Annotated in this window: 25 protein-coding genes; 3 read left to right on the forward strand and 22 right to left on the reverse strand. The window is 61.9% G+C overall.

Annotated elements, in window-relative coordinates; translation table 11 throughout:
- Positions 1–17: 17 nt before the first annotated feature.
- The 16 genes from QQ992_RS13190 to QQ992_RS13265 form a co-directional block, all read right to left on the reverse strand.
- Positions 18–998, reverse strand: coding sequence for an LLM class flavin-dependent oxidoreductase (locus QQ992_RS13190; protein ID WP_286113785.1), 981 nt, complete (start codon positions 996–998; stop codon positions 18–20).
- Between the two features lie 100 nt (positions 999–1,098).
- A complete protein-coding gene (locus QQ992_RS13195) occupies positions 1,099–2,010 on the reverse strand; it encodes a LysR family transcriptional regulator (protein WP_286113786.1) in 912 nt (303 codons plus the stop codon).
- Between the two features lie 71 nt (positions 2,011–2,081).
- Complete coding sequence (locus tag QQ992_RS13200; protein WP_286113788.1) at positions 2,082–3,152, reverse strand: metal-dependent hydrolase; 1,071 nt, start codon at positions 3,150–3,152, stop codon at positions 2,082–2,084.
- A gap of 74 nt (positions 3,153–3,226) precedes the next feature.
- On the reverse strand, positions 3,227–4,477 hold the full coding sequence (locus tag QQ992_RS13205; RefSeq protein ID WP_119370020.1) for an OprD family porin: 1,251 nt from the start codon (positions 4,475–4,477) through the stop codon (positions 3,227–3,229).
- A gap of 54 nt (positions 4,478–4,531) precedes the next feature.
- Positions 4,532–5,731, reverse strand: coding sequence for a benzoate/H(+) symporter BenE family transporter (locus QQ992_RS13210; RefSeq protein ID WP_286113789.1), 1,200 nt, complete (start codon positions 5,729–5,731; stop codon positions 4,532–4,534).
- A 54-nt stretch (positions 5,732–5,785) separates the two neighbouring features.
- The gene (locus tag QQ992_RS13215; protein WP_019096255.1) at positions 5,786–7,114 is read right to left on the reverse strand and encodes an MFS transporter; all 1,329 of its coding nucleotides are present in this window, start codon (positions 7,112–7,114) and stop codon (positions 5,786–5,788) included.
- Positions 7,115–7,171: 57 nt separating this feature from the next.
- Positions 7,172–7,933, reverse strand: coding sequence for a 1,6-dihydroxycyclohexa-2,4-diene-1-carboxylate dehydrogenase (locus QQ992_RS13220; protein WP_019096256.1), 762 nt, complete (start codon positions 7,931–7,933; stop codon positions 7,172–7,174).
- Between the two features lie 145 nt (positions 7,934–8,078).
- The gene (gene benC / locus QQ992_RS13225; RefSeq protein WP_286113793.1) at positions 8,079–9,089 is read right to left on the reverse strand and encodes a benzoate 1,2-dioxygenase electron transfer component BenC; all 1,011 of its coding nucleotides are present in this window, start codon (positions 9,087–9,089) and stop codon (positions 8,079–8,081) included.
- 72 nt (positions 9,090–9,161) lie between these two features.
- Entirely contained in the window at positions 9,162–9,647 is a 486-nt protein-coding gene (gene benB / locus QQ992_RS13230; protein WP_004374327.1) for a benzoate 1,2-dioxygenase small subunit, read from the reverse strand.
- Complete coding sequence (benA, locus tag QQ992_RS13235; RefSeq protein WP_016715262.1) at positions 9,644–11,002, reverse strand: benzoate 1,2-dioxygenase large subunit; 1,359 nt, start codon at positions 11,000–11,002, stop codon at positions 9,644–9,646. Before benA ends, benB begins: the two co-directional genes overlap by 4 nt.
- Before the next feature lie 83 nt (positions 11,003–11,085).
- The gene (locus QQ992_RS28115) at positions 11,086–11,814 is read right to left on the reverse strand and encodes an RHS repeat-associated core domain-containing protein (RefSeq protein ID WP_433963111.1); all 729 of its coding nucleotides are present in this window, start codon (positions 11,812–11,814) and stop codon (positions 11,086–11,088) included.
- Between the two features lie 94 nt (positions 11,815–11,908).
- Entirely contained in the window at positions 11,909–12,865 is a 957-nt protein-coding gene (gene benR, locus QQ992_RS13245) for a benABC operon transcriptional activator BenR (RefSeq protein WP_119370027.1), read from the reverse strand.
- Positions 12,866–13,089: 224 nt separating this feature from the next.
- Entirely contained in the window at positions 13,090–14,145 is a 1,056-nt protein-coding gene (locus QQ992_RS13250) for a GlxA family transcriptional regulator (RefSeq protein WP_286113795.1), read from the reverse strand.
- A gap of 115 nt (positions 14,146–14,260) precedes the next feature.
- Positions 14,261–15,289, reverse strand: coding sequence for a glycine betaine/L-proline ABC transporter substrate-binding protein ProX (proX, locus tag QQ992_RS13255; RefSeq protein WP_286113796.1), 1,029 nt, complete (start codon positions 15,287–15,289; stop codon positions 14,261–14,263).
- A 70-nt stretch (positions 15,290–15,359) separates the two neighbouring features.
- Complete coding sequence (gene proW / locus QQ992_RS13260; protein ID WP_105948126.1) at positions 15,360–16,313, reverse strand: glycine betaine/L-proline ABC transporter permease ProW; 954 nt, start codon at positions 16,311–16,313, stop codon at positions 15,360–15,362.
- Between the two features lie 43 nt (positions 16,314–16,356).
- Positions 16,357–17,517, reverse strand: coding sequence for a quaternary amine ABC transporter ATP-binding protein (locus QQ992_RS13265; RefSeq protein ID WP_286113797.1), 1,161 nt, complete (start codon positions 17,515–17,517; stop codon positions 16,357–16,359).
- A 361-nt stretch (positions 17,518–17,878) separates the two neighbouring features.
- Here QQ992_RS13265 and QQ992_RS13270 point away from each other — a divergent pair, with 361 nt between their 5' ends.
- Positions 17,879–18,859, forward strand: a complete 981-nt coding sequence (locus tag QQ992_RS13270; RefSeq protein WP_198752227.1) for a LysR family transcriptional regulator — start codon at positions 17,879–17,881, stop codon at positions 18,857–18,859.
- A 23-nt stretch (positions 18,860–18,882) separates the two neighbouring features.
- Here QQ992_RS13270 and QQ992_RS13275 read toward each other — a convergent pair whose 3' ends face one another.
- Positions 18,883–19,614 carry a hypothetical protein gene (locus tag QQ992_RS13275; RefSeq protein ID WP_286113799.1) on the reverse strand — a complete coding sequence of 244 codons (732 nt, stop codon included), beginning with the start codon at positions 19,612–19,614 and terminating at the stop codon, positions 18,883–18,885.
- Positions 19,615–19,716: 102 nt separating this feature from the next.
- Entirely contained in the window at positions 19,717–20,508 is a 792-nt protein-coding gene (gene hisN, locus QQ992_RS13280; protein ID WP_286113800.1) for a histidinol-phosphatase, read from the reverse strand.
- Between the two features lie 141 nt (positions 20,509–20,649).
- Here hisN and QQ992_RS13285 point away from each other — a divergent pair, with 141 nt between their 5' ends.
- Entirely contained in the window at positions 20,650–21,540 is an 891-nt protein-coding gene (locus QQ992_RS13285; RefSeq protein ID WP_286113801.1) for a universal stress protein, read from the forward strand.
- Positions 21,541–21,725: 185 nt separating this feature from the next.
- Here QQ992_RS13285 and QQ992_RS13290 read toward each other — a convergent pair whose 3' ends face one another.
- From QQ992_RS13290 to ptrR, 4 genes are all read right to left on the reverse strand, one after another.
- The gene (locus tag QQ992_RS13290) at positions 21,726–22,247 is read right to left on the reverse strand and encodes an acyloxyacyl hydrolase (RefSeq protein WP_286113803.1); all 522 of its coding nucleotides are present in this window, start codon (positions 22,245–22,247) and stop codon (positions 21,726–21,728) included.
- Between the two features lie 195 nt (positions 22,248–22,442).
- Entirely contained in the window at positions 22,443–23,189 is a 747-nt protein-coding gene (locus QQ992_RS13295) for a phytanoyl-CoA dioxygenase family protein (RefSeq protein ID WP_286113805.1), read from the reverse strand.
- Between the two features lie 53 nt (positions 23,190–23,242).
- Positions 23,243–23,686 carry a hypothetical protein gene (locus tag QQ992_RS13300; protein ID WP_105948120.1) on the reverse strand — a complete coding sequence of 148 codons (444 nt, stop codon included), beginning with the start codon at positions 23,684–23,686 and terminating at the stop codon, positions 23,243–23,245.
- A 133-nt stretch (positions 23,687–23,819) separates the two neighbouring features.
- Positions 23,820–24,689 carry a putrescine utilization regulator PtrR gene (gene ptrR, locus QQ992_RS13305; RefSeq protein ID WP_060499365.1) on the reverse strand — a complete coding sequence of 290 codons (870 nt, stop codon included), beginning with the start codon at positions 24,687–24,689 and terminating at the stop codon, positions 23,820–23,822.
- A 106-nt stretch (positions 24,690–24,795) separates the two neighbouring features.
- Between ptrR and QQ992_RS13310 the strand changes: the two genes are divergently transcribed.
- The gene (locus tag QQ992_RS13310; protein ID WP_286113808.1) at positions 24,796–26,181 is read left to right on the forward strand and encodes an aldehyde dehydrogenase family protein; all 1,386 of its coding nucleotides are present in this window, start codon (positions 24,796–24,798) and stop codon (positions 26,179–26,181) included.
- Positions 26,182–26,186 lie beyond the last annotated feature (5 nt).

Below are 26,186 nucleotides of genomic sequence, written 5' to 3' on the forward strand. Positions count from 1 at the left end.
CGAAGCGGCCGGTAGCTTTAACCGAGTTCTGCCAGCGCCTGCGCCGCATAGGCATGCGACCGCTGCCGCGCCAGCGGGTCATGGATGCGGCAATCGATCATCAACTCATTCGCACCGGTCTGCTCGATCAGCGAGCGCAGCCCTTCCCTCACTCGCTCAGGCCCACCGGCCACGGTGCAGGCCATCACCTGCTCCAGCACTGCGCGCTCATGCTCAGGCAGGTGTTGCACATAACCCTCCTGCGGCTTGGGCAACAAACCAAAGCGCCCGACGTGCAGGTCCAGCATCCACTTGCGATGGGAGCTGGCCAGGTAATCTGCCTCGGCATCACTGGCGGCGGCGAACAGGTTCATGCCCACCATCACATAAGGCTTGGCCAACTGCGCCGAGGGCTGGAAGTTGGCCCGGTAATGGGCAATCGCCTGCAGCAGGTAACGCGGCGCAAAGTGCGAAGCGAAGGCGTACGGCAGGCCCAGCTTCGCCGCCAGGTCGGCTCCGAACAGGCTCGAGCCAAGGATCCACACCGGCACATCGTGGCTGCCTGGCACGCCACGCACCCGGCGCTTGCCGTTGTCGGCCAAGTAGTCACGCAGTTCGGCGATGTCCTGGCTGAAGTCACGTTCTGGCGCGGCCCCGCGCAAGGCACGTACGGTCGGCCCGGAAGTGCCTGGTGCACGGCCCAGGCCCAGGTCGATACGGCCCGGGTGCAAGGTATCGAGGGTGCCGAACTGCTCGGCTATCACCAACGGCGCATGGTTGGGCAGCATGATGCCACCCGCGCCTACACGGATGTGCCGGGTGGCGTTGGCGATTTCGTTGATCACCAGCGAAGTGGCTGCCGAGCCGATGCCTGGCATGTCATGGTGTTCGGCAATCCAGTAGCGGCTGTAGTGCTGTTGCTCGACATGCCGCGCCAGCTGGCGGGACTCTTCGATCGCGTCGGCGAAGGTCTTGCCTTCGCCGATCATGACCAGATCCAGTACGGACAGTGCAGTCATGGGGTCTCCAGGGGGATTATCAGTGGCTGCCAGTTTCCCTGCTGCGCCGCCAGCGATAAACCCAGGTTCAGGCCCGGTATAGGGGCCTGGCATTCCCCAATCAGTACTCCCAAGGCACGCCTGGTTCCCAGCTAGCCACCAACAAATCGATAAAGCCGCGTACGCGCGGAGACAAATGGCGTTTGCTTGGGTAGACGATGCGGATCGGGTCTGCCGGTGGGCGGTAGGCTTGCAGCACTTCCACCAAGGTGCCGGCGCGCAGGTCGTCACCGGTGATGTAGGTGGGCAGGTGAATCAGCCCGAAACCCGCCCGGGCGCCGTCCAGCATGGCTTCGGAGCTGTCTATGTTGAGCCGCCCGGGGTCTTCGCACAGGTGCAGCCCCGCTTCGGTGTGAAAACGCCAGGGCATGGCCTTCTCGCCCGCGAGGAAGGCGATCTTGTCGTGGCCGTAGAGGTCGCCGGGCACTTGCGGTACGCCACGCTTTTCAAGGTAGGCAGGCGAGGCACAGGTCACGAACTGCTGCCAGGCCACTGTGCGGGTCAGCAGCTGTGAGTCTTCCTTGGGGGCACCGATGCGTACGGCAACGTCTATGCCCTCCTCGACCAGGTCAACGAAGCGGTCGGTGAAGCGAATGTCTGCACGCAGTTCGGGCCATTGCTTGAGGTATCGGTCGAGGATTGGCAATACATGGCGTTGGCCGAGTGACAGCGGCGCGGTCATTCGCAGGGTGCCCGTGGGCTTGCCCCGGCGCTGGGCCATGGTGCTTTCCACCTCGTCCAGGTCATCCAGAATCTGCCGCCAGCGTTCGAACGCCACCAGGCCTTCGTCGGTCAGGCTCAGCTTGCGCGTGGTGCGATTGAGCAGGCGCACCGCCATGCGTGCCTCCAGGCGAGCGATGCTTTTGCCGACCGCCGACCGGGTCAGGCCAAGGCTGGCAGCGGCAGCGGTGAAACTGCCAGCCTTGGCGGCACTGACGAAGGCGGCAATGTCGCCGAAGCGGTTGGGTTCCATGAGCGGGTTCCTGGAGTCATCGAACCGGCATAAATGGGGCCGAAGCCAGCTAATGCAAGGCCACAGGCTGGCTAGGGCGTGTTCGGGGCTGGCCTCATGTACGCGTCAGTCCAGGTGGCCAACGGCAGTGGTGGCTGCTGGTCGACAATACGCCGCCAGATCAGACGCAGGTCATTACCGTTGAACATCGAGCCAGGCCCGCTGCCTTGCCACCGCGAAGGCACATCGGCAACCCAGTGCCCCTGGCGGTCACGGTGGGCCATGTTGAAACGGAAGGTGTAGTTGCCAGGGATGCCCATGCGCAAGTCGGTCACCACCAGCGCGTCGCCCACCTGGTCGTAGCGCAGCCAGTCATCGGTAAACCAGCGCAAACGCTGGTGCAGAGGGCTTCCTGCCAATGCTTTCGCCAGCTGCAAATTACGTGGCAAACGCTGCATCTCAGGCGCTTGGCGGTCGAACCCGCTGCTGATGCCCTCGTAGTAATCACCCTCCGGGGTCTTGGCCAGTACTCGCCAGACCAGACTGTTGAAAGCGATCGGCACGGCGCGCACTTCACTGGCGGCAATGCCTTGCTGATCCAGCGCCGCCTGGAAGCGCTGCTCAGCCGCCATACGCCCGGCAAGGCCGAAACCCAGGTAAGCGGTACTGAACACCAGCGCCAACGTCAGCAGACGTGTCGCCTTTGCGGTCACCCCCTTGAGGATGGCGTAGAGAACCGCCGCCAGCAGCGGCAAGGTGTAGACCGGGTCGATGATGAACACCGCCGCCCAGCTTTGCGGCGTGGCTTGCAGTGGCCAGAACAACTGCGTGCCATAAACCGTGAAGGCATCCAGCAACGGGTGGGTGACGAGTACCAGCCAGAATGCGAGGAACAGCCTGGGCAAGGTGTAACCCTTGCCAGGCCAGCATTTGTTGACCAGCCAGGCCAGCAGCAAGGCCAGCCCGGTAAGCACGAACAGCGAGTGGGAGAACCCGCGGTGGTAGGTCATCTGCGACACAGGGTCGGCGTAGCGGATGATCACGTCCAGGTCAGGCAGCGTGCCCAGCGCAGCGCCATACAGCAAAGCGCGTCGGCCCTGGATGCGGCCAAGCACGGTGCCCTGCAGGGCCGCGCCGAGTACGGCTTGGGTGATGGAGTCCAAGGGTCGCGCTCCTGAAAGGGACATTTGCGCAAGCTACCTTCATACGACCACGGTGCGCAATTCCCTTGGCAGGCTCAGAACAGCTGCCAGGTGTACACCAACGTCAGGCGATTCTCGTCGATGTCACTGCGGTAATTGGAGCGCGCCATGGCGTTCCTCACCCGAATCCCCAGCCCCTTCAGCACGCCGCTCTGCACCGCATAGCCAATGTCCAGGTCACGTTCGCGATCCCGCCCTTCGTAACCTAGCCCGGTATCGACATTGTTACCGGTTATGTAGCGCACGGTCGCTGTCAGCCCAGGTACGCCCATGGCGGCGAAGTTGTAGTCGTAGCGCACCTGGTACGAGCGCTCATCGGTGTAGGCAAACTCATACGTCGGCACCTCGTTACCCAACGGTGAAATGTTGGCGAATACCCGAGGGAACGGGCTATCGCCATAGATGCCCTGGTAGCCGGCATGGAAGCTGTGCCCGCCGTGCCGGGCGGTGAACATCGAGAAGAACGCCTGGTTGTCGATATTGCCCAGCAGCGCATCGCCATCTTCACGCGCGGTGAAATAGCCCAGGTTTGCGCTAAGCACCCAGTCCCCCACTGGCTTGCTGTGCTTCAGGCCGACAAAGCCTTGTTCATAGATGTCTTCCAACTGCCCGTACCACAGGCTGACGCTGCTCTGGTTGGCGTTGAACGCATAGTCGCCGCCCACGTAGTTGAAGGCATCGCTTTCGGCCTGGCGCATCGGCACATGGCCGAGCATGGCGTTCATCTTGCCGTCGCCGCCTTCGTTACGCAGGTGGGTGCTTTTCAGGTGGCCGGCCTGCAAGGTCAGCCCGTCGATTTCCGACGAACTCAAACTGGCGCCCTGGTAAGTCGGTGGCAGCAGGCGGATATCACTGAACGTCAGTACCGGCAGGTTGGGCTGCAGCTCACCGACGCGCAGTTCGGTTTTCGACAGGCGGGCCTTGAAGGTGGGCGCCAGGCGGCTGTACTCGTCGGCGGCACGGCCATCGCCATGCACCGGCAGCAGGCCGGTATTGGCCCGGTCGGGGCTGCTGTCGAGCTTGATGCCCAGCAGGCCCAGCGCGTCCACGCCAAAACCGACGGTACCCGGGGTGTAGCCCGACTTGAAGTCGAGGATGAAGCCCTGGGCCCACTCCTCGGCCTTGGACTGCTTGTTGGCCCCGACGATGTCAGAGAAATCGCGGCTGAAATAGTAGTTGCGGGCACTCAGGGTGGCCTTCGAGTCCTCGAAGAAGCCGCCTTCGGCAGCCAGCAGCGGTTGGCTGAGCAAAGTCAGGCCCAGGGCGACACAAGGGGTGTGATTCATTCCGAAGCTCTCTTGATCTTGTTGTTATGGGTAAAGCGTTGGGAACACGGCAGTTCATGGGGTACGGCGCAGCACCTCCCTGGCACGTGGCCGATGCAACCTGAGCAGCGCGTGGGCCAGCAGGCCGAACAGCAGCCCCCAGAACGCCGCTGACAGCCCCAGGAACGCCACCCCCGAAGCGGTGACCAGGAAGGTGAACAGCCCGGCGTCGCGCTCGGCTGGCTCTGCCAGGCTGCGGGCCAGGGCCTCGCTGATGGCGCCATACAGGGCCAAGCCGGCCAGGGCAGCGATCAGCGCAGCAGGAAACGCGGCGAACAGCGACATCAACGTGGCGCCGGCAATGCCCAGCAGCAGGTACAGCGCACTGCCAGCCACCGCCGCCACATAGCGCCGCCGCGGGTTTTCATGGGCTTCATGGCCGGTGCACAGGCTGGCGGTAACCGCCGCCAGGTTCAGCCCGTGGCAGCCGAACGGCGCCAGCAGCGCTCCAGCCAGCGCACTGGCGCTGATCAACGAGCTGGCGGGTGTGGCGTAGCCGGCGTTGCGCAGTACCGCCATGCCTGGCATGAACTGCCCGGTCAGCGCCACCAGCACCATTGGCAAGGCCAGGCTGAATACCGCCGAAAGGCTGAACTGCGGCGTGACCCACTGTGGCGAAGCCAGTTCCAGCACCAGCGCCTCACTGCGAAACGCGCCGCTGGCAACGGTCACCAGGGTGCCCACACACAGCACCGCCGCCACCGCATAGCGTGGCTGTAGCCGACGCATCAGCACGTAGGTAACGAACATCGCCAGCACCAGCAGCGGCTGCACTGGCAGGGCGCGGAACACTTCGATGCCGAAGCTGAACAGGATGCCGGCCTGCATGCCGGCAGCGATGGACCCCGGCAGGCGCGCGATAATGCGGTCGAAGGCCCCGCTGATGCCGATCATCAGCAGAATCAGATTGGCCACCAGGTAAGCCCCCACGGCCTGCTCCAGGCCGAGTTGCGGCAAGGCGGTGACCAGCAGCGCGGAACCTGGAATCGACCAGGCGATCACCACAGGTACCCGGTAGCGCAGGCTGAGCAGCGCACCGAGCACGGCACTGCCCATGGACACGGCCCAGACCCAGGATGACAACTGTTGGTGGGACAGGCCGGCGGCTTCGGCGCCGTGGAAGATGATCACCAACGGGCCTGCGTAGGAGATCATCGTGGCGATGCAGCCGGCGACGATGGCGGACAGCGAGCTGTCCTTGATCAGGGTTTTCATGGCACCTCTGGCAGGGCATTGGCCGGGCGCGGTGCCCGGCGCTTGTTCTTCGGGTTACGCCTGCGCCGCAAGGGCCTGAGCCTGCCGACGGCCACTGGCCAGGTGCACAGCCATGGCCAGCGCAGCGATTGCGCCAGGGATGGCGAACGCGATGAAGTTGAGTTGCAGCGGCAGGTTGATGCCCATCAGTGCGCCGCCCAGCAGCGGACCGACGATGGCGCCGTTACGACCAATGCCCGAGGCCCAGCCCAGGCCAGTGGAGCGCACCGACAGCCCATACATTTGCGCAGCACCGGCATACAGCAGAATCTGCGTGCCGATGGTGGTGGCGCCAGCAATGAAGATCAGCAGGTAAAGCACCGGCATCGGGCTGTTCACCCCCAGCAGGCTGATCGACAGCGCAGCGGCAATGAAGAACGCCACCTTCACCTTGACCAGGTTGTAGCGGTCGCCCAGCCAGCCGCCCAGAATTGCCCCGGCCATGCCGCCAAAGTTCAGCGCCAGCAGGAACGACAGGCTCGAACCCAGGCTGTAGCCCGCGTTGGCCATCAGTTTCGGCAGCCAGGAACTGAGTGCATAGACCATCAGCAGGCAGCAGAAGAACGCCAGCCACAACGCCAGTGTGCGTATGGCCAGACCATTGCGGAACAGCTCCAGCACCGATGCCCCGCTGCCTTTGCGGTCAGCGGCCTGCAGCACGTCATCCGCCTGTACATCGCATTCCGGGTCCAGCCGCTTCAACAGTTTGCGAGCTTCTTCGGTGCGGCCCTGGCGCACCAGGAAGCCGATCGACTCAGGCAGGTAGTAGAGGATCACCGGCAACAGCAGCAGTGGCACGGCCGCGGCGAAGAACATCGACTCCCAACCAAAGCGCGGCAGCATGAAGATGCCCACACCTGCCGACAGCATGCCGCCCAGCGAATAGCCGCTGAACATGATTGCCACCAGCGTGCTGCGCAAGCGCTTGGGCGCATATTCGTTCATCAGTGCCACAGCGTTGGGCATCAGGCCGCCACAGCCCAGGCCGGCGATGAAACGGTAGATGCCGAACTCGCTCGGGCTGCTGGCAAAGCCATTGAGAATGGTTGCCCCCGAGAACAAGGCGAAACAGATGGCAATGCCCTTCTTGCGCCCGATACGGTCGGCCAGGCTGCCGAATGCCAAGGCGCCGAACATCATGCCGAACAGCGCGTAGCTGCCCAGCGCACCGGCCTGCAACGGGGTAAGCCCCCACTCTTTCATGATGACCGGCAGTACCACGCCGTAGATGAACAGGTCATAGCCGTCAAAGATCAGCAGCAGGCCGCACCAGGCCATGACCATCCAGTGGAACGGGGTAAAGCGTGCGTTATCGATGATCGGGTGTACGTCAAGGGTTCGCATGGCATCTGTCGCTCTTGTTTTTGTTGTGAGTGAAAGCTGTTGCCTGGAAGTTGCTGCTCAGCCGAGGTCGCCGCCCCCTACCGGCAAGGTCACGCCTGTGATGTACGAGGCTTCGTCGGACGCAAGAAACAGAATCGCGCCCACTTGCTCGTCGATGCTGCCGTAGCGGTGCATCAGGCTGCTGTCGAGGGTCTGGTCGACGATCTGCTGGTACCAGTGTTTTTCCTGTTCGCTTTGCTCGGCGCTGTTGCGTGGCACGCGCCGGGGTGGCGCTTCGGTGCCGCCGGGTGCGGTGGCGTTGACACGGATGCCACGGCCAGCGGTTTCAAAGGCCAGGCACGCGGTGAGCGCGTTGACGCCGCCCTTGGCCGCACCATAAGGCACGCGGTTGACGCCACGGGTGGCGATGGACGAGACGTTGACGATGGCGCCGCTACCGCGTTCGAGCATGTAGGGCAGCGCGGCATGGCAGCACCACAGGGTGGGGAACAGCGAGCGGCGCACCTCGGCCTCGATCTGCTCCACCTCGTAGTGTTCGAAAGGCTTGGCCCAGATGGTGCCGCCGACGTTGTTGACCAGGATGTCGAGGCGGCCGAAGGTTTCCACCGCGCTGGCCATTACCCGGGCGCAGTCGGCGTGTTGTTCGAGGTCGGCAGTGAGGGTGAGCATGCCCTCGCCGGCCAACTCGTGGACCAGTTCGGAACGGTCTACCGCCACCACTTGCGCGCCTTCGGCCTTCAGCCGCCAGCACACGCCACGGCCGATGCCTTGAGCGGCACCGGTGACCAGGGCAACTTTGCCTTGGAATCTGTTGTTCATACGCAAATCTCCGCCTTCCCGCAGTCCCTGTGGGAGCGGGTTTACCCGCGAATGCGTCCGACAAGGCACAGCCGTTGTATCTGCCGGCCTCTTCGCGGGTGAACCCGCTCCCCCAGGGGGCGGTGTTTTGTTTGGGATGAAGGAATCAGGCCGCCGCCGCGAACTTCTCGTAGTAGAAGTTGGCCGGGGTAATGCCCTGTTCGCGCACGTACTGGCTCACCGCCTCGACCATCGGTGGCGGCCCGCACAGGTACAGGTCCACATCGCCATCGTTCAGGTGGCGCGGCTCGATGTGCTGGGTAACATAGCCCTTCTGCGGGTACTGGCTGTCCGGGTTGGCTACGCAAGCGCTGAAGGTGAAGTTGGGGATACGCGCTGCAAAGTCTTGCAGCCGATCCAGCTCGACCAGGTCGAAGTCATTGGTCACGCCATAGATCAGATGCAACGGGTGTTCACTGCCCTGCTCGGCGATCTTTTCCAGCATCGCGGTGAACGGGGCCAGGCCAGTGCCGCCAGCCAGCAACAACAGCGGGCGCTGGATTGGTCGCAGGTAGAAGCTGCCCAACGGCCCCGCCAAGCTCATGCTGTCGCCGGCCTTGGCCAGGTTGGTGAGGAAGCTGCTCATCAGGCCGCCCGGGACGTTGCGGATCAGGAAGCTGACTTCGCCGTCCTTCTGCAACGAACTGAACGAATAGGCACGGCTCTGCTCGCTGCCCGGCACCTTGAGGTTGACGTACTGCCCCGGCAGGAAGGCCAGGCGGCTCAGGGCCTCGCCCTTGATCGACAGGGCTATGGTGCTGGCCGACAGCTGGCGTACATCGCTGATGGCCGCCTCGAAGCTGGCCTGTTCGGTCTTGCACAGCTGCGACGAAGCCGGAATGCGGATGACGCAGTCGCTTTCGGCGCGCATCTGGCAGGTCAGCACGAAGCCTTCGGCAATTTCGTCTTCGTTGAGGGCGTCTTCGATGAAGTTGTCGCCCAGGTCGTAGCGGCCGGATTCGGCCTTGCATTTGCAGGTGCCGCAGGCGCCATCGCGGCAGTCCAGCGGGATGTTGATGCCTTGGCGGTAGGCAGCGTCGGCCACGGTTTCATGGCCGGTGGCTTCAATGAAACGGGTAACCCCGTCTTCGAAATTCAGTGCGATCTGGTAGCTCATGTTGCACCTCGCGGGCGAGCCGGCCCACGGCGCGTCGCAGGACGCACCGGGCAATGCTCGCAAAACCCTGTATCAGATGTGGTAGATGTCGATGACCTGGCGCACGTAGTCGTTCTTCAGCACCACCTTCTTGGCCTTGATCAGCGGCTGCTCGCCGCGCAGGTCGAGGGTGTAGAAGCTGGTGCCGAAGTAACTGTCGGTGGTCTTGTAGCGGAAGCTCAGGGTGTGCCAATTGAAACGCACCTGGCAGCTGCCCTCGCCTTGCTCGACGATCTCGATGTTGCTGATGTTGTGCGAGGTGCGGGTGTCCGGCACGGTCGCACTGGAGCGCTCGGTCTTGATACGGAACACGCGGTCTTCCAGGCCGCCACGGTTGCCGTACCAGATCAGCGAGATTTCGCTTTGTGGGTCTTCGGTGAGGGTGTCGTCATCGTCCCAGCTTGGCATCCAGAAGCTGGCATCGCTGGCGTACAGTTCCAGCCACTGGTCCCACTGGGCGTCGTCCAGGTAGCGCGCTTCGCGGTAGAGGAAGTCGCGCACGGTTTCATACAGGCTCATTGCACGGCCTCCACAGGGATCAGCTGCTGTTCGTCCTTCAGGGCCTGGATCATGGTGTCCTGCCAGTATTTGTGCTGCAGCACGAACAGGCCTTCGTCCTCGGTGCGCACGCCAGACAGCAGCGGATGGAGCTCGATCTCTTTAGCTGCCTCATCGGCGCCTTCGACCCAGTGCTTCGCGCCACGGGACATGTCGTTCCAGCCAGTGCCGCCGCCGTAGCCGGTCTGGCAGGAGCGGAACTCTTCCAGGTCGTCCGGGGTGGCCATGCCGCTGACGTTGAAGAAGTCTTCGTACTGGCGAATGCGCTTGGCGCGAGCATCGGCGCTCTCGCCTTTGGGCGCGATGCAGTAGATGGTGATTTCGGTCTTGTTCACCGAAATCGGCCGCGCAACGCGGATCTGCGAGCTGAACTGGTCCATCAGGTACACGTTCGGGTACAGGCACAGGTTGCGCGAGTTCTCGATCATCCAGTCGGCACGGGCCTGGCCGAAGTCGGCAGCCAGCTGGTCACGGCGCTCGTAGGCCGGGCGGTCTTCCGGGTTGGCCCAGCGGGTCCACAACAGCAGGTGGCCATGGTCGAAGGAATAGAAGCCCCCGCCCTGCTTGGCCCAGGAACCGGCGCTCATGGTCTTGATCTCATCACCGGCTTCACGCTGCTTGCGCTGGTTCTGGGTAGCGGCGTAGTTCCAGTGCACGGAGCTGACGTGGTAGCCATCGGCGCCGTTTTCGGCGGTGAGCTTCCAGTTGCCTTCGTAGATGTACGAGCTGGCACCGCGCAGCACTTCCAGGCCTTCTGGCGACTGGTCGACGATCATGTCGATGATCTTGGCCGACTCACCCAGGTGCTCGACCAGCGGTTTTACATCGGCATTCAGGCTGCCGAACAGGAAGCCACGGTACGACTCAAAACGGGCGACCTTGGTCAGGTCGTGGGAGCCGTCGCAGTTGAAGCTGTCGGGGTAGCCGGCGTTGCTCGGGTCTTTTACCTTCAGCAGCTTGCCGCTGTTGTTGAACGTCCAGCCGTGGAACGGGCAGGTATAGCTGGAGCGGTTGCCGCGCTTGTGCCGGCACAACATGGCGCCGCGGTGGCTGCAGGCATTGAGGAAGGCATTGAGCTCACCGTCCTTGTTGCGCGCGATGAAAATCGGCTGGCGCCCCATGGTAAGGGTGAGGAAGTCATTCTTTTCGGGGATCTGGCTTTCGTGCGCCAGGTAGATCCAGTTGCCCTCGAAGATGTGTTTCATCTCCAGGTCGAACAGGCGTGGGTCGGTGAACATCTCGCGCTTGCAGCGGTAGATGCCCTTTTCACGGTCGTCCTCGAGCATGGCATTGAGGTAGTCGAATCCCAGGGACATGGCCAGGGTCTCCATTGTTATTGTTTAGACCTGGTCAGATTAGGGAGACGACTGGCGGGGGACTATCCGGATTGTGCAGAGCGCTATCCGGTTTTTCCGGGGTCTCGCACTTTGGGAACCTGTCGCTTGGGGTCATGGAGCCAGCTTTGTACCCGTGGGATATCTTCAGCAGCTTTCATTTTTCTATCGAGCTCTTCAAGCATATTAAATGCTTCAATCCTCTGGGCCTGTTCCGATTCAAGCCATCTGCGCTCAAAACTCTTGGTAGCGGGCGTTGATGTAATCCTCTCCCAGGCTTTCCCGATACGATCTGACAACGTCACGGCGCTCCCTTCCACCAGCAACTTTTGACTAGGCGACCATACAGCCGCATTCATGATTGGTTCTATATGGCTCCCATAACCACGACCCAGCGCATCAACCGCGTCTACAACACGCTGGCTTACAACACGGGGGGCAAACTTGCCTCTGTTGAAATCTGGATTGACGCTATACCCGCCTTTGGTGCTTCCCACCTTAAGCCGGATGCTTGGGAGTTTTACTTTTGAAACAATTTCATGTCCGCTGGGGTCAGTATTGTTAACGGGATCACCACCACAATAGGCATAACAATTTAATCCCCCAGCACCCATCGGGCTCAAACTGTCAGGGCTGTGGAATCTCATCAAAACGGTATTGAACGCACGGTATCCGTTCCCCAGCAGGTAGTGCCCTGTGGCGGATTCTTTTCTCTGGCCGTTGAAGCGCAGCATTGATGCATATTGATAACATCCATCATGCCCATAGATGGTGTACTGCAATGGAGTCGACATGATTGCCACCTTGTACCCAAGATAAAGCTAAGGGTGGCTTACGCATGTAATGCAAACAACTGGCAGAAATATCAGGTACCCAAGCCGGCGGGCATCATCCCCGCCGCTTGAACGTCTGCGAAGGCAGCTCACCAAACTGCTGCCGATACACCTCGGAGAACCGGCCCAAATGCAGAAAGCCGTAATCCAGAGCAAGCTCTGTCACGCTGCGCACACCACAAGTGGGGTCATTCAGGCACGCATGCACCCGTTCCAGCTTGCGCTGGCGCACGTAATGCTTGGGTGTGGTGCCCAGATGCTGATCGAACAGCGCATACAGCGAACGCAAACTCATACAGGCCTGTTCTGCCAGCACCTCAGCCGGCAGCTCCAGCTTCAGGTTGCGCTCGATGTAATCAAGAATGCGCTCAAGGCCGGCTTGTGGTGCGCTTAGGCTTTCACGACGAATATTGGTACTCATCAGGGTCAACAGCTTGCTGGCGACAATCTGGCTGTAGTGCCCCTGCACGCGCGGCAGCGAATCACTCACTTCCGCCTCGTGGCAAACCATGGCAAGCAGGTTGACGAACCCGTCCAGTTCATCGAGCCGGTAATGGTTGCGCAGGAACCGCACACCGCCTTCTGGCCGGTGCCAGCGCTGTTCGTCGCAGATCGAATCCAGTAGCCGGGTGGGCACCTTGAGGATGAACTTCTCGCAGTCTTCCGAATAGGTCAGGTCAACCGGGTCATCCGGGTTGATCAGCAGCAACTCGCCCGGCACGAGGTGCTGCTCGCGCTTGTGCCCGCGCCACAGGCAGTTGCCGTTAAGCAGCACCTGCAGGTGATAGATGGTTTCCAGTGCCGGCGAGGTAACGCGCACGCTGCCGCCATAGCTGATGCGGCACAGGTCGAGTTCGGCGAACTTGCGGTGGCTGAGGCTGGCCTGGGGGTGGGTGGTGCGCGACAGACCGATGCAATGCTGGCCTACATGCTGGTTCACATAATCGGACACAGCATAGGGGTCGGCGTGATGAAACACGCTACTGCGCTCGCTCAGCAGGCGGCTCTCCATAGGCAAGGCACTCGGTATCGTTATTGTTCTGGTCGCCGCTTCCTACAGCCTTGTGGGCTGTGGTTGCGGTCGTCACGGTCATTCTATCGGGCCGGTTGTGGGGTGATGAGGGCAGGTGACAACCGGCGGATAGGCACACTACAACAAAAAGGCGGGGGTTGGGCAATGCGGCTTTGGCAATGGATGGGCGGATAGCGGACAGTGAGGGTAATAAATATGTTCGGTTATCGAACAGTAATTTCCTGCCGACCTGCCCACCCCTGGCTCCGTGCCCGGTATTGGCGCGGGGCGATGGCAAACAGCTCACGAAAGCGCCGATAAAAATGCGGGAAGCTGACAAACCCGCTGGCCACCGCCACCTCGGTCAACGACTTGCTGGTGTGCTGCAGCAACTGCCGCGCATGGGTCAATCGCAGCTCCAGATAATACCGTGGCGGCGTGGCCTGTACATGGCGGCGGAACAACCGTTCGAGGTGCCGCCGCGACAACCCGGCATGCTCGGCAATCTCGTCGATGCCAATCGGGTCTTCGATGTTGGCGTGCATCAGCTCCAATGCCAAGCGCACCCCTTTGGGCAGGCTGGGGTCGATTTCCGGCGCGCTGGCCGGGGCGTCACTCATTACCCGTGAACGGTCACAGGCCAGCATCTGCTCGACCGCCCGGCGCAGCGGCGCGCCACCGCAGTGTTCGAGCAGCGCCAGCATCATGTCCAGCGCACTGCTGGCCCCGGCACAGCTCATGCGGCGACGGTCCAGCACGTGGGACTGACGGCTGATACGTACTTTGGGGAACAGTTCGTTCATCATCGCCCGGCCATCGGGGTGAAAGGCGCAGTCGTGGTCGTTGAGCAAACCGGCTTCTGCCAGGAAGTAAGCGCCGTTCCACAACCCGCCCAGCTGGCAACCGTGCTGGTCGGCCTGGCGTAGCTTGGCGCGCAGCAGCGGCGCGGTTTCCAGCCGTACGCGAAAGCCACCACACACCAGCAGGCAGTCCAGGCCTTGTACCTCCAGGTCAGCCAGCTGAGTATTGACCGGCAGGGCGATACCCAGGTCACTCATCACCTGGGCGCCCTCGCCCACCACCTGGAACTGGAACAGTGGCGTGGCGCTCATCAGGTTGGCGGTGACCAGGCTGTCCATGGCGGCGGTGAACGCCATCATGGAGAAGTGCTCGCGCAGCACGAAGGCCACGCGCTGGCACGGCATTGATAGCGAGGTGCGCAAGGCAGGGTCCAGGTGGGCCAGGTTGGTGTTCTTGAGGATGCTTTCGAAGTGGCTCATGGCTTTAACTCAACTGCGGGAACTGTGTTGGCCCCATCGCGGGCAAGCCCGCTCCTACAGGGATCGTGTGTAGGAGCGGGCTTGCCCGCGATGAGGTAAACACCGATAAAACAGGTTATTTGCTGGCCTGGGCCGCCGCGTCACGCGAAGCCTGCAGCCACTGGTCAAACTGCTGACGGTGGGCGGCAACCCATTCCTTGGCATGGCGGGTGATGTCGGCAGGCTTCTTTTCGCCCTGCTGCATCTTCAGGTTCTGGTTGCTCTCGTCGTCCGTGCTGATCTGCACCAGCGACAGGAACTTCAGCGCTGCCGGGTTCTTTTCGGCAAAGTCCTTGTTCAGCACGGCCACCACCTTGTCGATGGCAAAGCCGAGGTTTTTGCCGTGGTACATCGTGTCGACATCATTCTTGCCATCCGGCAGGTCGGTCTTCGGTACTTCCAGCCAGACCACGTCCTTGCCCTCGACCAGCACGCTGGCGATCCACTGTGGCACCCAGGTGAAGTAGAAGATCGGCTTGCCTTCCTTGTAACGGGTGATGGTGTCGGCCATCAGCGCGAAGTACGAGCCCTGGTTGACGGTGATGCTCTTGTCCAGGTCGTAGGCTTTCATGTGGTGGGCAATCACCAGCTCGCAACCCCACCCCGGGTTGCAACCGGTCATGTCGGCCTTGCCGTCACCGTCGGTGTCGAACAGCTTGGCGATCTCTGGCTTTTTAAGGTCGGTGATGTACTTGATGTTGTACTGGTCGGCGGTTTTCTTGTCGATCAGGTAGCCTTGGGCCACGCCCGGCAGAATGTCGCCGGTCTTGACCATCACGTCGTCACCACCGGCCTGCTGGTAAAACTGGTTGTGCAGTTTGTCCCACAGGTGCACGGTGAAATCGGCATCGCCGTTGGCGAGCGCCACCATCATCACGCCGTATTCGGTCTCCTTCGGCTCCTGAACCTTGTAGCCCAGCTCGCGCAGGCCTTCCATGGCCACTTCGCCACGGAAGCGCTCTTCAGCGATGGAGGGGAAGATGGGCGTTACTTTCACGCCATCACCCGGCTTTTCCGCCGAGGCGTGGGCGCCCAGCGCTGCGGCGACCAGGGTCAACGCCGTGGCGCATTTGAGGATGCTGCGGGAGAATTTGGATTCGTACATCGTCGCTTACCTTCTTCTGATTTTTATCTTCAAGTGCGGCAGATCGAACGTCTCAAAAGTCTTGCTGTGCTCAGGCGGTCTTGCGCCGCCCTTGCGGTTGCCCAGCGCCACACAGGCGCATCACCACGCCTACGGGGCCTGTGTGGTACCAGCGCAAGCTTGGGTCGGCGCTGGTGCGGGCGCCCATGGCCTGGGTCAGGCGGTCGAGGAAAATCGCCAGCAGTACCAGGCCCACGCCGCCGACCGTGGCCAGGCCCATGTCCAGCCGGCCGATGCCGCGCAGTACCATCTGGCCCAGGCCGCCGACCGAAATCATCGAGGCGATCACCACCATCGACAGCGACAGCATCAGGGTCTGGTTGAGGCCGGCCATGATGGTCGAGGTGGCCAGCGGCAGCTGCACGCGGGTCAGCATCTGCCGTGGGGTGCAGCCAAAGGCGCGGGCGGCCTCGATCTTGTCTTCCGGCACCTGGCGGATACCCAGGTTGGTCAGGCGCACCAGTGGTGGCAAGGCGAACACGATGGTCACCAGCACCCCTGGCACGTTGCCGATGCCGAACAGCATCACCACCGGCACCAGGTAAACGAAGGCCGGCAGGGTCTGCATGGCATCGAGCAGCGGGCGGATGACCCGCTCCATGCGGTCACTGCGGGCACACAGGATGCCCAGCGGGATGCCGATGAGCGCGCAGAAGAACACCGAGGTCAGGACCAACGCCAGGGTGGTCATCGATTCGGCCCACACACCGATCAGGCCCAATAAGGTCAGGGTGACGAAACACAGCAAGGCCATGCGCTTGCCCGCCAACTGCCAACCCAGCAACGACGAGAGGATGATGCCAATGGTGGGCGGGATGCTCTGCAGGGTGAACTCGATGCCATTGAGCACCTGGTCGATGGGCCAGCGAATGGCGCGGAACACCTCGCGGAAGTTGTGCACCAGGAAGTTCAGGGTAGCGGTGACCCAGTCACCCAAAGGGATGGTGGCCGCCTGGAACGGGTCGAGAAGGCTGAATTCGGACATGAGGGCTTACCTCTTTTAGTAAACGCTGCGGGCGCTTCTTGTTTTAGTGGCGGCTCAGAGTCTGCAGCAGCTCGTTCTTCGACAGCGTGCCCTTGAAGGCACCTTGGCGGTCGAGCACCGGGACCGGGTACGGCAGGTCGGCTGCAATACCCAGCACCTCGTGCAGCGGCGTGTCGGTGTACACCGGGCACTGCTCGTGCAGGCTGTAGCGGTCACTGGCGGATGCGCCGTTGGCGTCGGTGTCGACCACGCCCAGCAACTGCCCGCGGTCATCGACCAGGTAGCCGAACGGCACGCCGGCCTGGAAGCTCGGGGCCTTGCCGTTGACCTTGCACACCACGGCAGGGTCGAACCTGGCTACATCGCCGGCCTTGAGCACCCTTGAGCTGTCGAAGCTTTTGAAGAAGGTGCGCACGTAATCGTTGGCTGGCTGGTTGATCAGCTCTTGCGGGGTGCCGATCTGCACCACCCGGCCGCCTTCCATGATCGCGATGCGATGGCCAATCCGGATGGCTTCTTCGATGTCGTGGGAAATGAAAATGATGGTGCGCTGCTGCTCGGCCTGCAGGCGAATCAGCTCGCCTTGCATTTCGCTGCGGATCAGCGGGTCGAGGGCAGAAAACGCCTCGTCCATCAGCAAGATTGCCGGGTCGTTGGCCAGTGCCCGGGCCAACCCCACGCGCTGCTGCATGCCGCCAGACAACTGGTGTGGGTAGCTGTGCTCATGGCCGGCCAGCCCAACCTGGCTCAAGGCTTCACGGGCGCGGCTGTGGCGCTCGGCTTCCGCCACACCGGCGATTTCCAGGCCGAACGCGGTGTTTTCCAGCACGCTCATGTGCGGCATCAGCGCAAAGGACTGGAACACCATGCCCATTTCCTTGCGGCGCACGTCCAGCAGGGCTTTGTCGGAGAGCCCGGTGATTTCCTTGCCGTTGAGGTGAATGCTGCCGGAGGTCGGCTCGATCAGGCGGTTGAACAGCCGCACCATGGTCGATTTGCCCGAACCGGAAAGGCCCATGATGACGAAGATCTCGCCACGCTTGACGGAAAAGCTTGCATCGAACACGCCGACGACGTGGCCGGTCTTGCTGAAGATTTCGTTCTTGTCGGCGCCCTTGCGGAGCATCTCCATGGCCATGTCCGGGTTGGGACCGAACACCTTGAAGATATTGTTTACCGAAAGAATCTCATCGGCATGGCTCATACGACCCTCTTTATTATGCTTATTAACCAATCTTTCAACATCGCACTTTCAATAAGGCGGGTAGAGATCAGTGCGAGTACGCTTGGCAGTCCGTTCAAGTTCGAACGTGAGTCAAAACCGGCACGCAGAATGTCCTGCTTCAAAAAGTTATTCGACATCGATGTCTCGAATGTCGCGCCGTGGGTTTAACGTTAGGCCCTGCGCCAGAGCGGGTCCAACGACATTTGTATGGCGCTAACCATTACCTGAAGTTATCAATCGGGCCCTGGGGCTGGCGCCAGAGCCTTGCGCATTTACCTGCGCGCCTTGAACAGGCTAGAGTGATCTACCTGGCTAAGACGAAGGACCTCGCCCCCACCCCATGGTCAGACACTCCGAACCCGATCAGACGCTGATCAAGATGCCCTCGCTGCGCGCGGTCAAAGTCTTCGTCGCCGCCGCCAAGTACCAGAACTTCACCCGCGCCGCCGAGGCGCTCTGCGTGACGCAGGCTGCGGTCAGCCGGCAGATTCGTGAGCTGGAAACCTACCTGGGGGCAGAGCTGTTCGCCCGCGTTGGCCGCGCGGTGGAGCTGACCGTGGCGGGCTCGATCTTCTTCGATGCGGTGCAGTTGTCGTTCGTCAATATCTCCCAGGCGGCCGAGCGCATCCGCAGCAACACCAACACCAAACACGTCGTCACCCTGTGCTGCTCGCCGGCGTTTGCCGCGCTGTGGCTGGGGCCGCGCATGCCAAAGTTTTTCGACGAAAACCCGGACATCGACATCAACCTGGTCACCACACAGAACTTCCTGTCGATGGAGCCTGGGGTGCGTCCGGACATCTACATCACCAAGATCGGCAAGGTGCAGGCAGGCTACAGCTCGCACCCGCTCAACCATGACGTGATCTACCCGGTGTGCACACCGCACTACCTGGCGCAGCACCCCGAAATACGCACCCTGCAAGGGCTGCGTGATGGCACCTTGCTGAACCTCAGCCCTTACGGCCGCTCGCAGGTCGCCGAGCATGTGGACTGGAACGTGTGGCTGGCCTTTCATGACATCGACCTGAAAAGCCGCGCCAACACCGCGCCGCACTTTTTCAATGCCAACGACTACAACCTGCTGGTGCAGTTGGCACTGGGTAGCCAAGGGGTGGCCTTGGGCTGGCATCACTTGATTGCACCGCTGGTGGTGCAAGGGCTACTGGTGCGGCCTGTGGAGCAAGAACTGGTGTTGAAAGATACCTTCCACTTCCTGGCGTTCAACGAAGACAAGGAACACGACTCCAGTTGCCGGCGGTTGCGGGACTGGTTGCTGGACGAGTTTCAGCCACTGCTGGAGTCGTTGCGTAATCAATGAACGCGTTGACGGTGTTGCCTTGGTCACTGCACGGGCAGGAAGTTCATCAGCAGCAGGCTTTGAGCGTAGTTCAAACCAATCCGCCGATAACGCTCATCCAGCAACTCCGCCAGCAGATCCAGCCGCGCAACGATTTTGCCAAACTCCACGGCAAAACTCAGGTTACTGCCCTCTTCCGAGATCTCGTTGGAGAACAGCAACAGCACCCCATTGGCGTCCTGCCGCTGGCTGAGCATCCAGGTAGCCTTTTCGATATTGCGCGCTGCGTTGTTGACGAACAGCGGGTCGATGGTATCGGTCATGTAGAACTCGGTACGCCCGCCATGCGCGGTAATCAGCATGCTGCCGATGGCGTAGATGAAGGCGCCTACCCTGTCGCCGCGAAACTCCGGGCTCAGGGCGTAGCTCAATGCCGCCAGGTCGCGGCGGTTGCCCAGTTGCGGCAATGGCTGGCGTTGCTCGATGGCCATGCGGATCTGCCGCTCGGCGGTGGCGGCGTCGATGTAGCCAGACATCTTCCACTGGTTGGGATTGCGCTGGTACAGCTTGTTCATCAGCAGGTAAAGGCTTTGCAGGTTGTCACGCATGGACAGCGTGGCCATGCGGTCGACGCTGGTCTGGAACAGCTCGCCGGGCTTGCCGTTGCCGAACTGATCGAGCATATCGCGGCCCTGCTCTTGAGTGCAGGCGCACAGGCATGTGAGGGCGCCTGCCAGCAGCAGGCGGGAGAAGAAACTTGGGTAGCTTGCAACCATCGGCACCGGGTCGATATTCGGCGGCTGCCTTGGGGGTCAAGGCAGCCTGGCCAAGCATAGAGCTCCGAAAACGGAAAAAGTGCAGTGGTTGGGGATTTTCAACTACATGGCGTGGCGCAACATCGCCACCACCTGCGCATGCAGTGCCGGGTCACCACATGCCACCACGCAACCACCATTCTGCGCCGAGCTGCCATCCCACGCAGTGATCACACCACCTGCCCCCTCGATGATCGGCATCAATGCTTGCACGTCATACGGCTGCAGGCTGGCCTCGACGATCACATCGACAAAGCCCGAAGCCAGCATGCAGTAGGCATAGCAATCACCGCCATAACGCATCAACCGCGCCTGGCCGGCAACGGCCTCGAACGCAGCCTTGCGCTCGGCGGTATCGAACATGTCGGGGGTGGTGCACATCAGTGTGGCCGAGGCCAGGTCGGCGCAGGCACGGGTTTGCAGCGGCGTGCCGCTGCGCCAGGCACCTTCAGGGGTGCCGACAAAGCGTTCGCCGGTGAATGGCTGGTTCATCACACCCACAACCGGCCGTTCGCCGTCATTCAGGGCGATCAACGTTCCCCACAACGGCAGGCCGGTGATGAAAGCACGGGTGCCATCAATCGGGTCGAGCACCCAAGTCAGCGGGCTGGTGCCGACGGCGACGCCCGCTTCTTCACCCAGAATACCGTGGTCGGGGTAGCGGGCCTGGATCAGCTCGCGCATGGCGTCTTCCGCCGCCTTGTCGGCCACGGTGACAGGGTCGTACAGGCGCCCGCCCTTGTCCTCGACAGCCAGGCTGGCACGGAAATAAGGCTTGATCGCCACAGCGGCGGCATCGGCCAACTGCTCGGCGAAGGTGCGGAATTCACCGATCTGTTCAGCACTCAGGGACATGGAACGGCCTCAGGACAATGATTAGGGGCAGCATCATACCCGACACAACGTGCATCGCCAGCCTGCTGCTCATGCTGCCTGAGGCGAACTAGACTGAACAAGACCAGATTACCGGGGGGCTGCCACACGTGGAGGTGTGAGATGAGCCAGTTCAAGCGTTTGTTCGTCATGCTCGGCCCGCAAATGCGCCATACACCCGCACTGCAACGCGCAGCGGCGCTGGCGGAATCCAGCGGTGCACTGCTGGATATCAACGTGTTCGTCGATGATGTCGACACCTTTGGCTTGATGAGCGATGGTCGCGAACGTGAGCGGCTGCTCAGCGACAACCGCCAGTGGCTGGCGGACGAGGCCGAACAGTTGGGCGATGCCGGCCTGGACGTATCCACCGAGCTGTTATTGACCCGCGACCCGCTGGGCAGTGTGCTGGAGCGGGTCGAGCGGCTGGGTTGCGACCTGCTGGTCAAGGACGTGCAGCACGAACCGATTCTCAAACGCCTGCTGGTCACGCCCCTGGACTGGCAACTGCTCAAGGACAGCCCGGTCGCCGTGCACCTGGTGAGCGACATTCGCCTACCCCTGCCCCGGCAGATTGCCGCAGCGGTGGACCTGAACAGCCACGGCGCAGGTGAGCACCTGGATGAACAGGTCATACAGACTGCCCATGCCTTGGCGCTGCAATGCAACGGCGAGCTCCACCTGCTGCATGTGTGCGATGCAGCCAAGACCCATATCGCCGATTTTGGAGCGGGTACGGTAACCATGCCTGGCTTCGACAGCAGCGTGCGTACCGCGCAGCGGGCAGCGTTCAACCGCCTGGGTGACCATCATCAGATTCCGCTGGAGCGCAGGCACTTCCTGGAAGGGGCAGCGATCAGGGCGATCGCCCAGTTTGTCGGCCACAGCCGGGCCGATGTGATTGTCATGGGCAGCCACCGGCATGACGCGATGCAGACGTTCCTGGGCGGGACCACGGCGCATGTGCTGGAGCATCCGCTGTGCAATGTGTTGGCGATCAAGGCGGCTCGCTGAGTTCTGGTATACCTGAACCGGCCCCTTCGCGGGTCCCCCACAGGGATATCACCGAGCCTGAGGGCCTTGAGCTGCCTGTGGGGGTGGGCCTACCCGCGAAAAATCCAACGCAACGTTCAGGCAGTGCAGGCTGGGGTTTCGTACACCTTCTGACGGTTGTGGGGCCGCTTAGCGGCCCCACACTGCTAGAAACCCTTGCTGTAGAACAGCGAGTACGACTCGATCCCGTCGTTAGGCTGCTTGATGCCCGCATTGGAATAATGCATCGCACGGATCCCCACCTTCTGCTCGCCCGGCAACTTCAAACCAAAGCCGATGCGGTCTTCGAAGTTGACCGAAGAACCCAGACGCTGATCGCCCACGTCGGTCTTGGAAAACGCCGCCAGGCCAATACCGGCCTCGATGTACGGCGTGTAGGTGAAACCGCTGAACTCATACGTGAACACCGGGCTGAACGACAGCGAATGTGCACCACTGGCCTCCCCGCCCTCCCAGTAGGTGTACGCGGCGTCCCAGTACCCGCTCAGATAACCGGTGCTGCTTTCCAGCCATTTCTTGTCCCAGTCGAACGACATGCCAATACGGTAGGTCATGTCACCTTGGCCTGTGGCGCCAACGGCACCGGACACCTGCGCGGCCTGGGCCAGGCTGGCCCCTGCAAAGGCCAGCACTGCGGCGGCCAGCGATGCTGCCAGACGGGTTTTCATCAACGACTCTCCTGATGGTCTACACGGCAAGCGGGGGCTTGAGCCCCTCGATCTTATGTAGTGCCCGGCGCTTCCAGGCCGGTCACACGAAGTAATAGTTTTTTGATTATTGTCCAGATAATCAGAAAGTTGAAAGTGAATTGCCACTATTGGCTAATTCGCTTCTTTAAGATGTGCCTTGCCGTGCGCAGGGCTTCAGTCGTATTCCGCCTCTTCGTGTTCGCCCAGCAGGCGCCGTTGCCGGGGTGTGGCTTGCTCCAGCACCAGCGGGTTGAAACGCCAGCTCAAGTATGGCGAGAACTTCTGCGCGACCATGCGCCGGCCGTAGTGCACTTGCAGCATGTCGCGCGCTCGGGCCTGGCTGCAGTTGGCCCCGCCGCTGTGCCACACGTCACTGCGAAACACCAGCGCATCGCCCGCCTTGCACAGCACCGGCAGGGCTTCGCAACCCTGCCAATGGTTCTCACCCGGCTGTGGAGGGCGCGCGGCGTGGTGGCTGCCAGGCACGATCCAGGTTGGCCCTAGGCTGTGATCAATCTCGCTGAGGTACAACTGTGCAGTCAGAATCTGCGCGGGTTGGGTGAAGTCACCACGCTCTCTGAGCCAGCCGGGCAACTGCATGGGCAAGTGGTCGAGGTGCAAAGGCATGCCCGGGTAACCCGGATGGCTGCGCCAGGCGGTTTGCCCGATGACATGGCAATCGGTACCCAACGCCGCTTCAGCCAGTGCGATGAGTGGTGGCAGATCGAGAAAAGGCAACCAAAACGGGCTGCGGTTGAAAACGCATTTGTAGTGTTCCAGCAGCCCTTGGTAATCCCAGTGGGTCGGCTGCAGGTCATCGATGGCGCAGCGTAACAGGGCGATACGCAGGGGTTCGAGCACATCCGGGATCAATACATAACCCCGCTCGTCCAACATCTCCAGTTGAAGGCTCAGGCTCATGTCGATGTGCTCCGACCCGGCAGGAGTACATGCGTACTCCTGCCCGTTATCCATTAACGCCAGTTAAGGCTCACCGTCGTAGGGGCCTTTCCGTTAACAGTCACCATTTGCTGCACCGTCTGCCCTTGAGCGTTACCGGTGACTTTGTATTTGCCAGGCGGCAACTGCACATACAGCAGCGGCCCGGCATCCATGACGCTGAGCACGGGCTGCCCCTGGGCGCTCTGGATATCGACGTTGGCACCGCTCTGGAACTTGCCTTCCGGCCCTGTAGAAAGTTCTACGTGCAAGTCGTAACCCGGGGTCTTGCGCAGGGCGTTGGCCTCATCCTGGCCGATGCCTCCCTGGAGAAAGCGCACGCCGTTCTGTTCCTGTGGTTGTAACTGAACGGCCTGCATATCGATGGGGGCATTGAGGTTGGCGGCGGCTGCCAAGGTCCATGGCATGGCCAAGGCGACCAGCAGTGCCGCACCGAGGGCATAGTGATGGTTACGCATGGTACGACCCTCCTTCAGAGGATGGCTTACCTAATATCTGATCCTTCAGGCGTACCGGTGTTCGTGCCGATGTGTGGTTACCGTCGTGATATTCGGCACTAACGCATGAAACGAACGTAAATTTATCTAAATATCAGGATGTTGTGCGCGCCTCTTCAAGAAGCTTCACAAACATGCTCAAGCTGCGCGATACCGTGCCCCGCCGCCACACCAGCCAGGTTTTCAGGTAGCGGAAATCTTCCGACATCGGCCACGCACTGACGGTGCTGCACCCGGGCATATTGTCGAGCATGCTGCGCGGCATCATGGCCAGGCCTGCGCCAGCGCTGACGCAGGCCAGCATGCCGTGGTAAGACTCCATCTCGTGGATCTTGCCCGGGACAGCCTGGTCCTGCACGAACCAGTTTTCAAAGTGATGGCGGTAGGAGCAGTTGGCGCGGAAGGCGTAGATGCTCTCCCCGTTCACGTCCTGTGCGCGGGTGACCGGGGCATGGTTGAGCGGCGCGATCACCATCATCTCTTCCTCGAACACGGGCATGCCCTCCAGTGTCGGGTGCAACACCGGGCCATCGACGAACGCCGCCACCAGGCGACCCGACAACACGCCTTCCAGCATCGTGCCCGAAGGGCCGGTAGACAGGTCCAGGTCGACCTTGGGATAGCGCTGGTTGTAGGCCGCCAGCAGCGCCGGGATGCGCACGGCCGCGGTGCTTTCCAGTGAGCCCAGGGCGAAGGTGCCCTGCGGGTCTTCACCGGCCACGGTCAACCGCGCCTCGTGAACCAGGTCGAGAATGCGCCGGGTGTATTCGAGAAAATTCCAACCGGCAGGCGACAGGCGCAGGCGGCTCTTTTCGCGAATGAACAGTTCAACGCCGAGGTCTTCCTCCAGTTGCTTGATGCGCGTGGTCAGGTTCGACGGCACCCGATGGATGTGCTGCGCGGCGGCACTGATGCTGCCCTGCTCTGCCACGGCCTTGAAGATCTCCAGTTGCACCAGGTCCACAGCCTTTCTCCAAACGTGAATGTTTCGCTCATTATTATTCAGTTTTCATTAAAGCCATAGCCCACTAGTCTGGCGTCACTGATTAACAACAACGAGAGTGTCCGCCATGAGCGCGATCAGCAGCCTGACCCACGCCATCTCCCTCGACCCGTACAGCGGTGAGCAGATCGGCGCCTACCCGTTCGACACCGACGCCGCACTGGAAGCGGCGCTGCAACGTGCCAAGGTTGGCTACCGCCAGTGGCGCCAAGTGTCGCTGGGTCAGCGCAGTGAGTACCTGCTCGCTCTGGCCAGCACCCTCGAAGCCAAGGCCGAAGCTTTCGCCCAGATGATCAGCCGCGAAATCGGCAAGCCAGTCGCCCAGGCCCGTGGCGAAGTCAGCAAGTGCGTTGGCCTGTGCCGTTGGTACGCCGAGCACGGCCCGGCCATGCTCGCGCCGGAGCCGACCCAGGTTGAAAAAGCCCGTATCGAATACCGTCCGCTTGGCCCGATCCTGGCCGTGATGCCTTGGAACTTCCCGGTCTGGCAGGTATTGCGCGGCGCCGTGCCGGCGATCCTGGCGGGTAACACGTATGTCCTCAAGCATGCGCCGAACGTGATGGGCAGCGCCTACCTGCTGGGCGAGCTGTTCAAGGATGCCGGGCTGCCAGAGGGCGTGTTCGAAGTGCTGAACGTGACCCCGGATGGCGTCACCCGCGCCATCAACGACACGCGCATTGCCGCCGTGACCCTGACCGGCAGCGTACGTGCCGGCATGGCGATCGGTGCCCAGGCCGGTGCCGCGCTGAAGAAGTGCGTGCTGGAGCTGGGTGGTTCCGACCCGTTCATCGTGTTGGCCGACGCCGACCTGGATGCCGCGGTCAAGGCTGCAGTCATCGGCCGCTACCAGAACACCGGCCAGGTCTGTGCTGCGGCCAAGCGCCTGATCGTCGAAGAAAGCATCGTTGACGAATTCACCCGCAAGTTCGTTGAAGCCACCCGTGAACTGAAAGTGGGCAACCCACTGGACGACGACACCTACATTGGCCCGATGGCCCGTTACGACCTGCGCGATGAGTTGGACGGCCAGGTGCAAGCGACCCTCGCCGAAGGCGCCACCCTGCTGCTGGGCGGCAACAAGGTCGAGGGCGTGGCCAACTTCTACGCGCCGACCGTGTTCGCCAACGTCACGCCGGACATGACAGCGTTCAAGCAGGAGCTGTTCGGGCCGGTGGCCGCGATCATCACTGCCCGTGATGCCGACCATGCGGTGGAGCTGGCAAACGATAGCGAGTTCGGCCTGGCCGCAACCATCTACACCGCCGACTATGCGCTGGCCGAGCGCATGACCGCAGCACTGGATACCGGTGGCGTGTTCATCAACGGTTACTGCGCTTCCGACCCCCGCGTGGCGTTTGGCGGCGTGAAGAAGAGCGGTTTCGGGCGTGAGCTGTCGCACTTTGGTGTGCGTGAGTTCACCAATGCCCAAACGGTGTGGCTGGACCGTAACTGATTCAG

This window comes from Pseudomonas kurunegalensis (assembly GCF_030291635.1).
Taxonomy (GTDB): domain Bacteria; phylum Pseudomonadota; class Gammaproteobacteria; order Pseudomonadales; family Pseudomonadaceae; genus Aquipseudomonas; species Aquipseudomonas monteilii.